The organism is Pseudarthrobacter sp. TE9888, assembly GCF_056279345.1.
Genome location: NZ_JBWBRD010000002.1, coordinates 2,115,327 through 2,128,545, shown reverse-complemented (window position 1 = coordinate 2,128,545; position 13,219 = coordinate 2,115,327). Strand labels below are relative to the sequence as shown.

The window sequence follows — 13,219 nt, the reverse complement described above, 5'->3', positions numbered from 1 at the left end:
AGTATCCTCGAAACTATCATTGAGCCATGCCGTTGCCCGATAAAGAACATCATGCCTGGATGGGCCTTGCGTTGACGGAAGCGCGCCGGGCACTCGCCACGGAGGATGTTCCCATTGGCGCCGTGGTGCTGGGGCCCGACGGCGGGGTGCTGGGTTCGGGCCGGAACCAGCGGGAGGAACTGGGCGACCCCACGGCCCACGCCGAGGTGGTGGCCATCCGGGAAGCCGCGGCCCGGCTGCAGGAACGGGCACGGCTCGGCGGCAGCAGCGGCGACGGCTGGCGGTTGTCCGATTGCACGCTGGTGGTCACGCTGGAACCCTGCGCCATGTGCGCCGGCGCGATCGTCCTGGCCCGGATCCCGCGGGTGGTGTTCGGGGCCTGGGACGAAAAAGCCGGCGCTGCCGGTTCGGTGTTCGACATCCTCCGCGAACGCCGGCTCAACCACTGGGTTGAGGTGTACCCGGGAGTGCGCGAGGAAGAGTGCGCCTTATTGTTGCGGGAGTTTTTCGCGGGACACCGTAGCAACAGCGAACAGCACTAGTCCCGAAATCGGCTAGGTCTCCAGACCCGCTGTCAGTCGCGACCCGCCAGCAGGACCAGCACCTCCCTGGCGGTACTGCTCCAGCCCGGAAGCCTCGTCCGCGCTTCCAGCGCTGTTGCGCGCCAGCTTTCGCTCTTGTCCGGGTCCTGAAGCCAGTGGCGCAGGACTTCGGCCAGCAGGCCCGGGCTCTCGTGCCCGCCTTCCGGGAGTGGCAGCACTGCCCCGGGAAGGCGGGGGCCGCCGTCGGCCGCTGATAATCCTGCCAGCCCCAGCGCCTCCACTGCCCCTGTCCCTTCCCGGACAATCACGGGGATGCCGTGGGCCAAGGACTCGGTGACCACCATTCCGAATGCCTCCGCCCGGGACAGCAAGAGGGTGAGGTCGGTCTGCGCCCATTCAGCTTCCAGCGTTTCACCGGCCAGCTCGCCGGTGAGCCGGACCCGTTCCTGCAGCCCGTTCTCCGTGATGGCAGCCCGGACTTCGCGTGCATAGTTGGGGTCTGCCTGGTCCGAGCCCACCAGGGAGGCAGTCCAGGGCAGATCCTGGATTTGGGCGAGTGCTTGCACGGCCAGCAGCTGGTCCTTGTTGGGCAGCAAGGCGGCCACCACCGCCAAGTGCGGGGGCGTGGAACCGCCGGCCTGGGCTGCGGGGTCCACTCCGGGCAGTGCAACATGCCCCTGCCCGTACCCTCTCTGCGCAAGTACAGTTGCCGCCCAGGTGCTGGTGCAGATCACCCCCGTTGCTGCCAGGAGAGCCCTGGCTTCATGGTCCAGCGCCAAGGCACCGGAACCTTCCGGTACCGGCATATGCACCAGGACCCATGTGTCCTGCCCTGCCCGGGCCGCGGCTTCCAGTTCAGCGGGCGCACCAACGGCCACCAGCCCGTCGACGAGCACCACTGCAGGACGGACGTTTTCCCCGAGAAGGTCCCCGAGCCGGCGTCGCTCGGTTGTGCCGGCAAGCGGCCAGTCCCCCTCAACGCTGATGACGTCCACCGACGCGCCGCGCCCCCGCAACCCAGCAACCAGGTGTGCGTTATAGACGTTGCCGCCCGAGCTGTGGCGGATATTGCCGGGCACGAGCAGGCGGATGTGGCGCATTGTCAGGCAGTGAGGTCCAGGGAATAGGAGGCCCACGCATCCGGGTTCTCGCGCAGGGTGACATCGAGGCCGGCAAGCTCGCGGCCGTCGTCGCTGTCCTTGATCCGGGTGGCAACTTTTTTTGCGATGTACTCGGCCAGCGCCTCCGTGGTGCTGAGCTGGCCTTCGAAGTCCGGATGCTCGTCCAGGTTTTTGTAGTTCAGGCCGGCAAGCACTTCCTCGATGATGGTTCCGGCGGCGCCGATATCGAGGACGATTGCGTCATCGTTCAGTGCGCGGCGGCGGAAGGTCACCTCGGCAACGAAGGTTGCCCCGTGGAGTCCCTGGGCAGGTCCGAAGGCTTTTCGGGGGAGGCTGTGGGCGATCATGAAATGGCGGCGGACAGTAAGGCTGAACATGGGTTACCTCAAGTTTTCGGAATCGTGGGCGGCGGGGCTGGGTGCTTGCTTTGGGGCCGGGTATTCGACGACGTGGCACAGGGCTTCCAGGGTGCCGTCCGCCAGGCTTTGGACGACGCCGGGCAGGTCTTCGAACCGGGAGGAACCGGTCAGGAAGGCGTCGAAGACGGGGTCTTTGAGCAGCGAAACTGCCAGGTCCAGGCGGTCGGCATTGGTGCGGCGGTGGCGCCGGGCCCGGGCCACGGTACCAACCTGGCTGGCCCGGATGGACAGTCGCCGGGCATGGAAGTCCTCCCCCAGCGGCACAGTGACTTCCCGGTTGGCGTACCAGGACATTTCGATCACGTCGCCCTCATCGCCGGCCAACTGCAGGCTGCGTTCCAGGCCCTCCTGGGAGGCCGAGCAGTGGAACACGATGTCGGAGTCGGCCAGGGCGTCGTCGGGGTGTGCGAAGTCCACCCCCAGGGCGTCCGCGAGCTGCTTCCTTCCCGCGTCCAGGTCCACAAGCTGCAGCCGTTGCAGCGGGAAGGTGCGCAGGAGCGTGGCGACCATGCCGCCCACCAGCCCGGCACCGACGACGGCGATCCTGTCCCCCAGCCTTGGCCCGGCTTCCCACAGGGCATTGACCGCCGTTTCCACTGTCCCGGTGAGGACCGCGCGCCGGGAGGGAACGTCGTCGGGAATCCTGGTCAGGGATTCCACCGGGACCACGTAGAGGTCCTGGTGCGGGTTGAGGCAGAACACGCGCTGGCCCTTCCACCCCTCTGGCCCTTCCTCCACGATTCCGACCGACAAGTAACCGAATTTCACTGGCCCGGGAAACTGGCCTTCCTGGTGCGGGGCCCGCATTTCCTCCGCTACCCGCGGTGGCACCGCCCCGGCATGGACCACCATTTCGGTGCCCTTGCTGATGCCGGAGTAGAGGGTACGGACCAGCGCTTCACCGGGTCCCGGGGCGGGTACGTCCTCGCCCCTGAGCTCGCCATGTTCCTTCGCGGTGGTCCAGTATGCGGTTGCGTGGATCGGAGTCTGTGAATTTGTCATCTTGCTGACGAATCTAACCGGACGCGCGGCGACAGGAAAGTCCGACGGCGCGTGGCGGGGTCTACCGCTTCACGAGACAAGGTGTTGGAGGAGCACTTCCTCGAGGAGGCTGCGCTGTTTGGCAAGGCTCAGTTCTTTAGGACCATCTCTTTGCTTGGCATGATTTGCCCACCCGGCAGGAACCTTTCATCTTGCAGAAATCCGTCCGGCCAGCGTGGTGGTTCCCAGTCCTGGTGTTCGCTCGGGTAGTGGCGGCCCGATGGTGAGGTCCAGCCTGGTGGCTCGTTCTTGGTGGCCGGGGTGGGTTTCCAGCCGGTGGTGTGGCGGAGTTTGTGGTGTTTGGGGCAGGGCTGTCCCAGGTTGCTGATCCCGGTGGTGCCACCCTTGGCCCAGGCGAGGATGTGGTCCGCATCGTTATCCAGGGAGTTATTGCTGCACCCAGGGAACGGACACTTCCCATCCCGCATCCTCAACCAGGACCGCATCGCCCCCGTCACCCGGTAACTCGTCCGGCCGATCTCCAACGGCGCCCCGTCCCGAGGATCCACCAGCACCCGGTAGAACGACCCCGCCCCCTTTGCGACCAGCTCCCTGGCCATCGACGGCGGGACAGGCCCATACCCATCCAGTAACGCCGGCTCATCGGTCAGGCCCAGCAAGGCGAACACCGGCACCGTCACCAACACCTGCGCACGGATCGACGGTGGCAAACCCCTGTGGCCCAAACCGTCGCCACCGGCAGCTTCGGAAGCACTGCCCGAGACCGCGGTGTCACCGCCAGCCATGCCGCTGCCAAGGATCGCACCGGCGAAGGTGTCGGCCCGGAGCTGGGTCAGGGTCCTGCCCTCGCCGGGTCCCTGCATGCCCCTGGCGGCCACGGTGAGCCGGTTCCACCCGGCCAACGCCTGGTCCGCGGGAAGGTACGCGGACAGCCACGCCATCCCGTCCTGGTCCGGCCGGAACTCCACCCGCCGATCAGCCACCCCCTTGGCATGGCGTTTCTCGATGAACCCGGCCTGGTGGCGTTCCCGCCACGTCCTGGCCTTGACCCTGAACCGGTGCGCCGGCAACTGCCCGACCGGACACCCCCGCGCCCGGTCCGGGGCCTCCGGATCCAAAAAATGGGCCTCCAACGATGCCACCCCATCAACATCAAGACACGCCGTCTCGTCCGCCATCACCACCGCGTGCTGCCAAGAGATCACCCCGGCCTGCAAAGCCTCCAACGTCCGCGGCAACGTCGCCGTGACCGCGTGCGAGGTGACCAGGAACGATGAGGCCGCCCGAGGACCCAAGGCCAGCACACACCCGATCTCCGCCGCGACCGCCATCTCCTGCGCACGCACCGGCACACCCGACCCCGCAACAGCAGCGGCGCTCTCCGCGTATTTGACCGCCGCCCTCGCCTTCACCGCAGCGATCCCGGCCTCGGCCTCCCGGGACCCGGCCAGAATCTCCAGGCAACCATCCGCCAACCCAGCCAACGGATCAGCCGCAGAAAAAGCCTCCGCACCGGCACCGTCCACCTCAGCATCCAGCACGGCAAGGGCAGCACGGATCTCCCCGAACGCCTTCACCACCGCTGCCATCCCCATAACCCCATCTTGGCAAAGGGGTACGACAATCAACCCCGGCAGCACCAGCACGGCCTTGGTGGCGCCGTTTTGGGGATGCAGCCCTTGCTCCGGTACCCTATTGAGGTTGGTGACGTGTCCGAGCGGCCGAAGGTGCAACACTCGAAATGTTGTTTGGTGTAAAAGCCAACGTGGGTTCAAATCCCACCGTCACCGCCAGATAGAAAGGCCCCGCTTCCCTTGCAAGGGAAGCGGGGCCTTTCTTCATTTCAGTGAAAAGTTGCTCAGGGTGACCCCACGAAGAGCGCTACCGCCCGGTCCGGGCCGGATGAGTCAGCGGGTCGGATCGATCATCGTCATGCCCGCAAGGTTGGCAGTATCCAGCCGGGGCAGCGTTTCGGCAGCCTCCTCCAGCCCGATGACGCGTTCGATCAACTTCTGCGGTTCAAGTGCCCCAGACTCGATGAGCGCGAGCATGCCGGGGTAGTCCGCTGCGGCCATTCCGTGGCTTCCAAAGACGTCCAGTTCCCAGGCGATCACGCGGGCCATGGGCACGCGGGGGTGGCCTTCCACCGGCGGCAGGAGCCCGATTTGGACGTGCCGGCCCCGGCGGCGCAGGCTCAGGAGCGCATCCGCGCAGGTCTGCTCACTGCCGACGGCGTCGATGGCGACATGGCTTCCTCCGGTCAGCGCGTGCACCTGCGCCGGAATGTCTGACCCGTCAGCAGCCACAACGTGGTCCGCGCCGAGGGACGCCGCAACCTCGAGGGCAGCCTGGTTCCGGTCGACGGCAATGACCTTGGCTCCGAGCGCCTTGGCGATCATGACGGTGCTGAGCCCGACGCCGCCTGCCCCAATGACGGTGACCCATTCATCGGCATTGAGGGCGGCCCGTCCGGTCAGAGCCCGGTAAGCGGTGGCAAACCGGCAGCCCAGGCTGGCGGCCGCTTCGAAGCTGACGCCGTCGGGAACGGCCACGAGGTTGGTGTCAGCAGCGTGGATTACTACCTGCTCGGCGAAGGAACCCCAGTGCGTGAAGCCGGGCTGTTGCTGCTGAGGGCAAACCTGGGCATTGCCGGCCAGGCACCACTCGCAGGCGCCACATCCTTCCACGAAGGGGGCGGTGACGCGGTCGCCGGCCCTCCACTTCGTAACGCCCGGACCGACACTGACCACTACACCGGCGAACTCGTGGCCCGGGACGTGCGGCAGCGCTATATCGTCGTGACCGGCCCAGGCATGCCAGTCGCTGCGGCACAGTCCGGTGGCGACCACACGGATGACAACGCCGCCCGCCGGCACCTGCGGCTCCCCAACCTCACGGACGGCCAGCGGCCCTGCTATTTGGTCCAAGACAATTGCGCGCACATGGCCTCCACTCATCGACGTCGCCCGTTCACATCCGTTCGCGGGTCTGGCCGACATCTTCGCACGTGGCGTCGCCGCGATAAAAAGCCGCCCAGGTGCTGCCCAGCGGACGGGCGGAGCCTGAGGTCAGAGATTTCGTGGCAGTCAGAGAAGCCGCTGGTACATGCGGTGGTCCTGCCACCGGCCAGCTATCCGCAGGTATGCGCGCGCCGTACCGTAGGCCTCAAAGCCGTTCTTTTCCAGCACCCGTTGCGAGGCAGCGTTGTGCACCAGAGTGGCTGCTTCGAGTCGGTGGAGCCCGAGGCCATTTTTCGCAATGTCCACGGCCGAGGCCACTGCCGCCGTCATGAGTCCCCTGCCCTGGAAAGCCTGGGAGATCCAATAGCCGACGTGGGCGTTCTGGAAGGCACCCCGGACGATCGAGCTCAGCGTCAGGAGGCCCTGGATGCCTTCATCACTGCACAACACCATGGACAGTGCCGCCCCTGCTTCCAGATCGGCTTGCCTTCTCCTGATCACCTCGCGCTGGCCTTCTACCGTGTAGAACTCCTCCGCCCTGACCGGCTCCCAGGGTGCAAGGTGGGACCGGTTCGCTTGGAAGGCGGCAGCGAGCGGGCCCGCGTCCCCAACCCGGACGGGACGAAGGAGGATGCCATCAGCGAGTTCGAGGGAAAAGTCCACTGGTCAAAACTACACAGCAGCGATGCGGACAGCACCCACGTCAGGTATCACCGCCGGTGGACCGATTGTCACAGCCATCAGGCAGAATAAGGCTCAACTAGTCAGGTGTCTGGAAAGCAAGCGCTAAACGAGAATCCAGGACGGGAATGAACGAATACTTTGCTGCCTCTTGCGATAGGGGCGTGCTGCAGTTGGAGTGGAACCCCGACGTCCATATAACGTACGACCTTGCGGTGCGGGCTGCCCGGGTCCTGGAAGGGATCAGCGCCGGCCTGATGCTGCCCCTTCTGGTGGATCTCGCGGGAGTTGCCGGGCTGACGCCGGAGGCCAGGGCCGGCATGAACGCCTACCGCGGGTTTTCCGCCGTCGCCCTGGTCGGGGACGGACCCATGGGCAAAGTGGTGGCCGCATTTTCCCAGCGGTCGTTGACTCCCACGGCGTACTTCACGGACCGGAGCGAGGCCATGCATTGGCTGTCGGAGCAGGCCGCCCCAACCGGGATGCCGGGTAGGGCCGCCCAAGCGGAGCATTGAGGGCCGCTGCGGTCAGAGCAGTGCCGACGGCGGCGGCTTCCTTCGCGCGTGGCCTTCGGCGCGCTTCTTAATACCAAGCAGCATGGCGCGGTCCATGACAAGGTAGCCAGGCCGAAGCAGGAAATCCGTCACGCGAAGACTGAGTGGCCGTCCAGGTCCCGTCAGCGTCCGGAGCAGCAGCCTGGTCCCCGCGTCGCCGGCATCGCGGAGCACGAACTGCCACGTCCCCGTGACAGTCCCGGGTGGCGCGCCGGGGCTTGAATCGAGAACCAGGTGGCTCCCGCTTTGAATCTCCACTACACGCGGCCCGCGCTGGCCGCCCGGGTAACCAACAGGTGTGAAGGCGATGATGTCGTCCACCTTCAGGTCCTGCCACTCTGGATGCACTCGGTCCGCATTGCTGACGTTCAGGCGGAGCAACCCGTTTTCCACCCAGGTGTAGGAGTAGAGGCCCGCACGGTCCACCCCCATCTGCACCAGCCATGGCCAGACTTCGTCCGGACGGGCGGAGACAGTTACCGCCATGGTCTGCACCTCATCCGGACGGGGTATCAGCTCGTCGCCTGGAAGGGCCATGGAACGCTCCGGCTCCGTTGTCCCCCATGACCCCAGTGCACGGGGCAGGAGACCATGGGTGAACGCACCGGTGGCGGCGGCTGCTAGGACGCCGCCAAACCGGCGGAACTTGCGCCTCGACGGATGCCCGGAGCCAGGACCAGCCAGTGCAACGAAATGCGACGTCGCGCGGTCCATGGCACTCCTCCTGCTGGCTCTGGGGATGCCTCGAGGCTACGAACAAACGCCCCGAGGCCCAGAGTCCAAAGCCCCCTACAGCCGGGTATCGAACGACCCGCAGAACACGTTCTCGTTGAACGTGCCCTGGAACTCGGACTTCCCCTGGATCTTTTCCACGGCAGCCCGGATCGCTTCCCGGGTGCCCGCGTGGGCGTGGATGGCTGTTTTGACCATGGGCACGTCGATCAAATGGTTCGGCTGGTTGAGGGACACGAACACGGTGGGCACTTCCGTGACGTACCAGGGAATTTCCGCTGCCATGGGCGATGACCACTTGATCCGGATGGCAGCCTCCTGCGCGAAACCCTTCACGTTGGCGAAGACAAACGCAGCGTCGTACTTCTCCGCGTAGTCCCCCGTGGCTTCCTCCGAAATGATGGACATGAAGTTCACGCCCGCCTCCCCGGCAGCCTCACGCTGTTCAGCGGTGCGGAAAAGGTGCACCTCGAATCCGGCAGCTTCGAGTTCCTCCTTGACCACCTCAAGGTAGGCCAGCGGGTCGGCGCGGGTGAAGTCGGCGCCGCCGGAAATTCCGTACAGGCGGATCCGGGGATGGGCCTGCGGAGTGATGGGCAGGTTGCCGGCCGTGTCCTTGACCAGCGTCACCGTCTTCTCCGCAATCTCGGCGGCCACCGAACGGTGCGCAGCAGATCCAATGACGGCAAGCGCCTCGGCGGGGGGCACCAACTGGTCCGCGGCCTTAAGGTGCAGGCCCAGCGACGCCTTCAGCCCGAGGATCCGCCGCAGCGCATCGTGGAGCCGCTGCTCGGTGATGATCCCGGACTTGTACCCGTCCAGCATGTACTGGAAGTCCTCTGCCGGGTTCCGGAAGAACAGGAACATGTCGCATCCGGCTGCGATGGTGGCCGGCACAAGGTCCTTGCGTTTCTTCGCCTGCGTCAGGCCCACCATCTGGGAGGCGTCCGTCAGCACCAGTCCGTTGAAGCCGAGTTCCCCGCGCAGCAGGTCCTGCAGCAGCTCAGGCGACAGTGTGGCCGGGAGGATCTCCGCGTCGGCCAGTTCCGGCCGGAAATGCCGGGAAACCTCCGGCGCCCCGATGTGGCCCACCATGATGGACTGAACGCCGTGGGCAATCATTTCCCTGTATACGTGCCCGTAGGTCCGGTCCCATTCCTCATAGGGGAGGGTGTTGTAGGAGGTGACCACATGCTGGTCGCGCTCGTCGATACCGTCGCCCGGGAAGTGCTTCATGGCGCAGGCCGTGGGCGATTCGCTGATGCCGTCGAAGTATTCCTTGGCGCGTTCCACCACGATTTCCGGGGTGTTGCCGAAAGAACGCGTGGAGATGACGGTGTTCCGCCAGTTGTAGTGGATATCCACGATCGGTGCGAAGGCCCAGTTGCAGCCCAACGCCGCAGTTTCCACCCCGGCCACCTGCCCCATTTGCCGGGCTATGTTCTTGTCCGGGTGCGAGCCGGCCTGGAGGTGCGTGGACACGAACGTGCCGTCGTCACAGCTGCCCGCGCCGCCCATTTCAGGGTTGGACGCGATCAGCAGCGGAATCCGGGTCCTGGACTGCGCGTAGCGGATGTGTTCCTGCACGGCCGCTGAAGGGCCCGGGCGGTACCGCATGCCACCCACGTGGTAGGTGTCCAGTACGCCGTCGAGGTACTCAGGTGAGTAATCGTTGTTGTGGTTGATGAACAGCTGCCCGATCTTTTCCTCAAGCGTCATGGCACCCAGGGTGCCCTCCACCCAGGCGACAGCGTCGGCGTCGAGATTGAACGGAGCGGCGGCAAGGTCGACGTCGAACTGCCGGGGAGCAGCGCCCTGCGCTGCCTTGGGTGAAGGTACGACGGCGGCGATCCCCTTGAGTGCGTGGGCCACCACCTCCGGGACGGGCGCGGCGATGTCCACTACGACCCCGCGTTCATCATCTTGCAGCGGTTCCAGAGTGGCCAGCTGTGAGTCCAGCAGTGTTCCGGGCATGAAGTGCCCCGACCTTCCCTCGAGACGCTGGGCCAGGACCTCCTTGCTGCCGTTCAAGTGCAGGAAGATGGTGTCCGGGGCCTGTTCCCTGATGGCGTCGCGGTAGCTGCGGCGAAGGGCGGAGCAGGCCAGGACCAGTCCACCGTCGCCTGCCTTGGCCAGCTCGGCGCCCACGGTTGCTAGCCAGGGCCAGCGGTCCTCGTCGGTCAGCGGGGTTCCGGCCGCCATCTTGGCGACGTTTTCCACGGGGTGGAGTGAATCGCCGTCGAGGAACGGGACGCCCAGAGCGCGGGCCACGAGGTCACCAATGGTGGTCTTCCCGCAGCCGGAGACGCCCATGACGATGATGCGGTGCTTTGTCATTACTTATTCCTTACCGGTTTTCCAGTCGTGGCTTGTTCTACCAGTCGTGGACGGTGCCGTCGACGAGGCGGTTGTAGGGCAGGTAGGCCTGCTGGTAGGGGTAGGCTGCGGCGGCTTCTTCGTTAAATTCGACGCCGATGCCGGGCTTGTCGCCGGGGTGCAGGTAGCCATCCACGAAGGTCATGGACTGCTCGAAGACCTCGTTGGTCTTGTCCGAGTGCTGCATGTATTCCTGGATCCCGTAGTTGTGGATCGCCAGGCCCACGTGCAGCTGCGCCGCGAACCCGACCGGGGAAATGTCCGTGGGCCCGTGGAAGCCGGACTTGATCTGGTACTGCGCGGCGAAGTCCATGACCTTCTTCAGCGGCGATATTCCGCCGAAGTGGGTGGAGGCGGCCCGGACGTAGTCGATGAGCTGTTCCTTGATCAGGGTCTGGTAGTCCCAAACGGTATTGAAGATTTCCCCGATTGCCAGCGGCGTGGTGGTGTGCTGCCGGACCAGGCGCAGGCCCTCCTGGTTCTCGGCCGGGGTGCAGTCCTCGAGCCAGAACAGATCATACGGTTCCAGCGCCTTGCCCAGCTTCGCGGCCTGGATCGGGGTCATCCGGTGGTGCCCGTCGTGCAGCAGCGGCAGCTCCGGGCCGAACTCGTTCCGCACGGCTTCGAAGACGGTGGGCAGGTGCCGCAGGTAGGCGCGGGTGTCCCAGTCCTCTTCCTGCGGGAACGCACCGCGGCCGGCCGGTTCGTAGTCATACCGCTCCCCCGACGCCTGCGCCTGCGCGGCAACACCATAAACGGCCTTGATTCCGGGGATAGCGGTCTGGATGCGGATCGACTTGTAGCCCAGCTCCAGGTGTTCCCGGACCGAGTCGAACAGCGACTCGATATCGGACCCCGAGGCGTGCCCGTACGCCCGGAGCCCGTTCCGGGACGCACCACCGAGGAGCTGGTAGACCGGCATCCCGGCGAGCTTGCCCTTGATATCCCACAACGCCATGTCCACCGCAGCGATGGCAGCCATGGTCACGGGGCCGCGCCGCCAGTACGAAGACCGGTACAGGAACTGCCAGGTGTCCTCGATCCGGTGCGGGTCCTTGCCGATCAGCAGCTGTGCGACGTGCTCCTTCAGATACGCGGCGACCGCGAGCTCGCGGCCGTTCAGCGTGGCATCGCCAATACCTGTCACCCCATCCTCGGTGGTGATCCGGAGGGTCACAAAGTTCCGGGAAGGGCTGGTAACGAACACATCGGCGGCAATGATTTTCACGGCTGGTCCTTTCGAAGACGGGCGGGTCGCGGGGGTGTGGAGGTAGCGGGTAAGGGGTGGTGCTTAGCAGGACTCGGTACGGACGGTCTCGGTGCTGCCGGCAGAGGCTGCAACAGCCCGGCGGGCCTTGATCTCCGCAACGATTTCCGCGTGTGCCGTATCGGTGAGCTTGTAGAAGCGCATGATGGCCATGCCCAGGACGCAGAGAACCAGCGGCACCAGTCCGGCCGCAAGCTGCAGCCCCTGGATGGTTGCCTCACTCTGTCCTGTATCGGAGCGGACGTATCCTGCGCTGGCGATGGCGTACGCCATCACTGCACCGCCCAGCGCCTGTCCCATCTTGCGGGTGAATGAAAAGAGGGAGTAGATGATGCCTTCGGTCCGGACACCGGTGCGTGCTTCGCCGTATTCCACGGTGTCCGCTTCCAGGGCCCACACCACGATGTTCATCATTTGCACGCCCAGGAGGCTGACGACGAGGCCGGTGAAGGCCAGGTAGGTCAGTGAATGGGGGGTGAGCATGATGACCAGGGAGCCGACGACCACCAGGCAGCCGGCTGCCAGGTACAGGGCCTTCTTGCCCCAGCGGCGGACCATGGCCGGCGTGAGGACGATGACAATGACGGCAAGGACCACGTTGATGATGGCCATGGGCTGGGCGAGGCTGACATTCTGCAGTACATCACGCAGGTAGTAAACCTGGATGGTGGACAGGCCCGTGCTGGCGGTGAGCATCAGGAGTGAGGACATGCAGAGCATCAGCAGCGGGCGGTTCCCCTTGAGGGTGGCCAGGGACTGCTTGAAGGTCACCTTGGGGACGTCGCGGTGGACCACTTCCTTGGTGGTGAACACCGTCATCAGGTAGAGCGCCATGCCGGCCACCACGAAACTGATGGTCAGTGTAGTGAACAGTGGCTGCAACTGGGCAGCACCCTGCTTGGTGAGGGGCGTGATGAAGAAGAGAAGGCCCGAACCGACAATGAGCGAACCGCAGGAGCGGGCAGCACCCAGCTTGGCGCGCTCGGCCGGCTGCTGCGTCATGGCACCAGCCAGGGAGCCGTAAGGGATGTTGACCATGGAATAGGCCAGGCCCAGGCCTGCGTAGGTGAGGTACGCGTAGGCAAGCTTTCCGTCATGGCTCCAGTCAGCGGGCACCGAGAAGGTCAGGGCACTCATGATCAGCAGGGGAAGGCCGCCGAAGAGGATGAAGGGGCGGAACTTGCCCAGCTTTTTGTGGAACGTGCGGTCTACGATCCGGCCGGCGAAGATGTCCGCAAAGGCATCGAAGAAACGCACCAGGAGGAAGAGTGTCCCGGCCGCAGCGGCTGAAATACCTGCCACGTCCGTGTAGTAAAGCAGGAGGTACGTGGTGGAAAGGGTGAACGCAAGATTGTTTGCCAGATCCCCGGCGCCATAGCCAAGGATGCTGAGTTTGGACAGCTTGTTCATTCTGGGCTCCTTTACCCGAAGCCGGCGCACAAAGGCCGGCAGAACTTCAGTAAGTCTGGTTGTAATCCTAATCACTTGGCAATGTTTTGGCAAGCGGTTGCCAAAATTCTGCAAGACAGAAAAATGTGTTCAAAGCCTTAAATGGAAACTGCCCG

The 13,219-nt window shown here is 65.2% G+C and carries 12 protein-coding genes and 1 tRNA gene; 3 read left to right on the top strand and 10 right to left on the bottom strand.

Going from position 1 to position 13,219, the window contains the following annotated elements:
* Positions 1 to 26 precede the first annotated feature (26 nt).
* Positions 27 to 542, top strand: a complete 516-nt coding sequence (locus ACZ9J7_RS10625; protein ID WP_476209234.1) for a nucleoside deaminase — start codon at positions 27 to 29, stop codon at positions 540 to 542.
* 32 nt (positions 543 to 574) lie between these two features.
* Here ACZ9J7_RS10625 and ACZ9J7_RS10620 read toward each other — a convergent pair whose 3' ends face one another.
* From ACZ9J7_RS10620 to ACZ9J7_RS10605, 4 genes are all read right to left on the bottom strand, one after another.
* A complete protein-coding gene (locus tag ACZ9J7_RS10620; protein WP_476209232.1) occupies positions 575 to 1,642 on the bottom strand; it encodes a glycosyltransferase family 4 protein in 1,068 nt (355 codons plus the stop codon).
* Between the two features lie 2 nt (positions 1,643 to 1,644).
* Positions 1,645 to 2,040 carry a 6-pyruvoyl trahydropterin synthase family protein gene (locus tag ACZ9J7_RS10615; RefSeq protein ID WP_476209230.1) on the bottom strand — a complete coding sequence of 132 codons (396 nt, stop codon included), beginning with the start codon at positions 2,038 to 2,040 and terminating at the stop codon, positions 1,645 to 1,647.
* Positions 2,041 to 2,043: 3 nt separating this feature from the next.
* Positions 2,044 to 3,084 carry a zinc-dependent alcohol dehydrogenase gene (locus tag ACZ9J7_RS10610; RefSeq protein WP_476209228.1) on the bottom strand — a complete coding sequence of 347 codons (1,041 nt, stop codon included), beginning with the start codon at positions 3,082 to 3,084 and terminating at the stop codon, positions 2,044 to 2,046.
* A gap of 128 nt (positions 3,085 to 3,212) precedes the next feature.
* On the bottom strand, positions 3,213 to 4,679 hold the full coding sequence (locus ACZ9J7_RS10605; RefSeq protein WP_476209226.1) for an HNH endonuclease signature motif containing protein: 1,467 nt from the start codon (positions 4,677 to 4,679) through the stop codon (positions 3,213 to 3,215).
* 108 nt (positions 4,680 to 4,787) lie between these two features.
* Between ACZ9J7_RS10605 and ACZ9J7_RS10600 the strand changes: the two genes are divergently transcribed.
* Positions 4,788 to 4,877 (top strand) — tRNA-Ser (locus tag ACZ9J7_RS10600).
* A 114-nt stretch (positions 4,878 to 4,991) separates the two neighbouring features.
* On the opposite strand, the gene ACZ9J7_RS10595 is transcribed toward ACZ9J7_RS10600, so the two are convergent.
* Together ACZ9J7_RS10595 and ACZ9J7_RS10590 are read right to left on the bottom strand one after the other, a co-directional pair.
* Positions 4,992 to 6,026, bottom strand: coding sequence for a zinc-binding dehydrogenase (locus ACZ9J7_RS10595; protein WP_476209224.1), 1,035 nt, complete (start codon positions 6,024 to 6,026; stop codon positions 4,992 to 4,994).
* A gap of 144 nt (positions 6,027 to 6,170) precedes the next feature.
* Positions 6,171 to 6,707: a GNAT family N-acetyltransferase gene (locus ACZ9J7_RS10590; protein ID WP_476209222.1), complete on the bottom strand. Its 537-nt coding sequence runs from the start codon at positions 6,705 to 6,707 to the stop codon at positions 6,171 to 6,173.
* Positions 6,708 to 6,853: 146 nt separating this feature from the next.
* On the opposite strand from ACZ9J7_RS10590, the gene ACZ9J7_RS10585 reads away from it, so the two are divergent.
* Positions 6,854 to 7,240, top strand: a complete 387-nt coding sequence (locus ACZ9J7_RS10585; protein WP_476209221.1) for a DUF7793 family protein — start codon at positions 6,854 to 6,856, stop codon at positions 7,238 to 7,240.
* A 12-nt stretch (positions 7,241 to 7,252) separates the two neighbouring features.
* Here the strand turns inward: ACZ9J7_RS10585 and ACZ9J7_RS10580 are convergent, their stop codons facing one another.
* From ACZ9J7_RS10580 to uidB, 4 genes are all read right to left on the bottom strand, one after another.
* The gene (locus tag ACZ9J7_RS10580; protein WP_476209219.1) at positions 7,253 to 7,993 is read right to left on the bottom strand and encodes an SRPBCC family protein; all 741 of its coding nucleotides are present in this window, start codon (positions 7,991 to 7,993) and stop codon (positions 7,253 to 7,255) included.
* A gap of 75 nt (positions 7,994 to 8,068) precedes the next feature.
* Complete coding sequence (locus ACZ9J7_RS10575) at positions 8,069 to 10,348, bottom strand: gluconokinase, GntK/IdnK-type (protein WP_476209218.1); 2,280 nt, start codon at positions 10,346 to 10,348, stop codon at positions 8,069 to 8,071.
* Positions 10,349 to 10,385: 37 nt separating this feature from the next.
* Complete coding sequence (manD, locus tag ACZ9J7_RS10570) at positions 10,386 to 11,615, bottom strand: D-mannonate dehydratase ManD (RefSeq protein ID WP_476209216.1); 1,230 nt, start codon at positions 11,613 to 11,615, stop codon at positions 10,386 to 10,388.
* A gap of 63 nt (positions 11,616 to 11,678) precedes the next feature.
* Positions 11,679 to 13,064: a glucuronide transporter gene (gene uidB, locus ACZ9J7_RS10565; RefSeq protein WP_476209214.1), complete on the bottom strand. Its 1,386-nt coding sequence runs from the start codon at positions 13,062 to 13,064 to the stop codon at positions 11,679 to 11,681.
* Positions 13,065 to 13,219 lie beyond the last annotated feature (155 nt).

What these genes read in the sequence shown, in the direction of transcription:
- ACZ9J7_RS10625 (WP_476209234.1), top strand. Translation starts at nt 27, where the DNA reads ATGCCGTTGCCCGATAAAGAACATCATGCCTGGATGGGCCTTGCGTTG.
- ACZ9J7_RS10620 (WP_476209232.1), bottom strand. Translation starts at nt 1,642, where the DNA reads ATGCGCCACATCCGCCTGCTCGTGCCCGGCAATATCCGCCACAGCTCG.
- ACZ9J7_RS10615 (WP_476209230.1), bottom strand. Translation starts at nt 2,040, where the DNA reads ATGTTCAGCCTTACTGTCCGCCGCCATTTCATGATCGCCCACAGCCTC.
- ACZ9J7_RS10610 (WP_476209228.1), bottom strand. Translation starts at nt 3,084, where the DNA reads ATGACAAATTCACAGACTCCGATCCACGCAACCGCATACTGGACCACC.
- ACZ9J7_RS10605 (WP_476209226.1), bottom strand. Translation starts at nt 4,679, where the DNA reads ATGGGGATGGCAGCGGTGGTGAAGGCGTTCGGGGAGATCCGTGCTGCC.
- ACZ9J7_RS10585 (WP_476209221.1), top strand. Translation starts at nt 6,854, where the DNA reads ATGAACGAATACTTTGCTGCCTCTTGCGATAGGGGCGTGCTGCAGTTG.
- ACZ9J7_RS10580 (WP_476209219.1), bottom strand. Translation starts at nt 7,993, where the DNA reads ATGGACCGCGCGACGTCGCATTTCGTTGCACTGGCTGGTCCTGGCTCC.
- ACZ9J7_RS10575 (WP_476209218.1), bottom strand. Translation starts at nt 10,348, where the DNA reads ATGACAAAGCACCGCATCATCGTCATGGGCGTCTCCGGCTGCGGGAAG.
- uidB (WP_476209214.1), bottom strand. Translation starts at nt 13,064, where the DNA reads ATGAACAAGCTGTCCAAACTCAGCATCCTTGGCTATGGCGCCGGGGAT.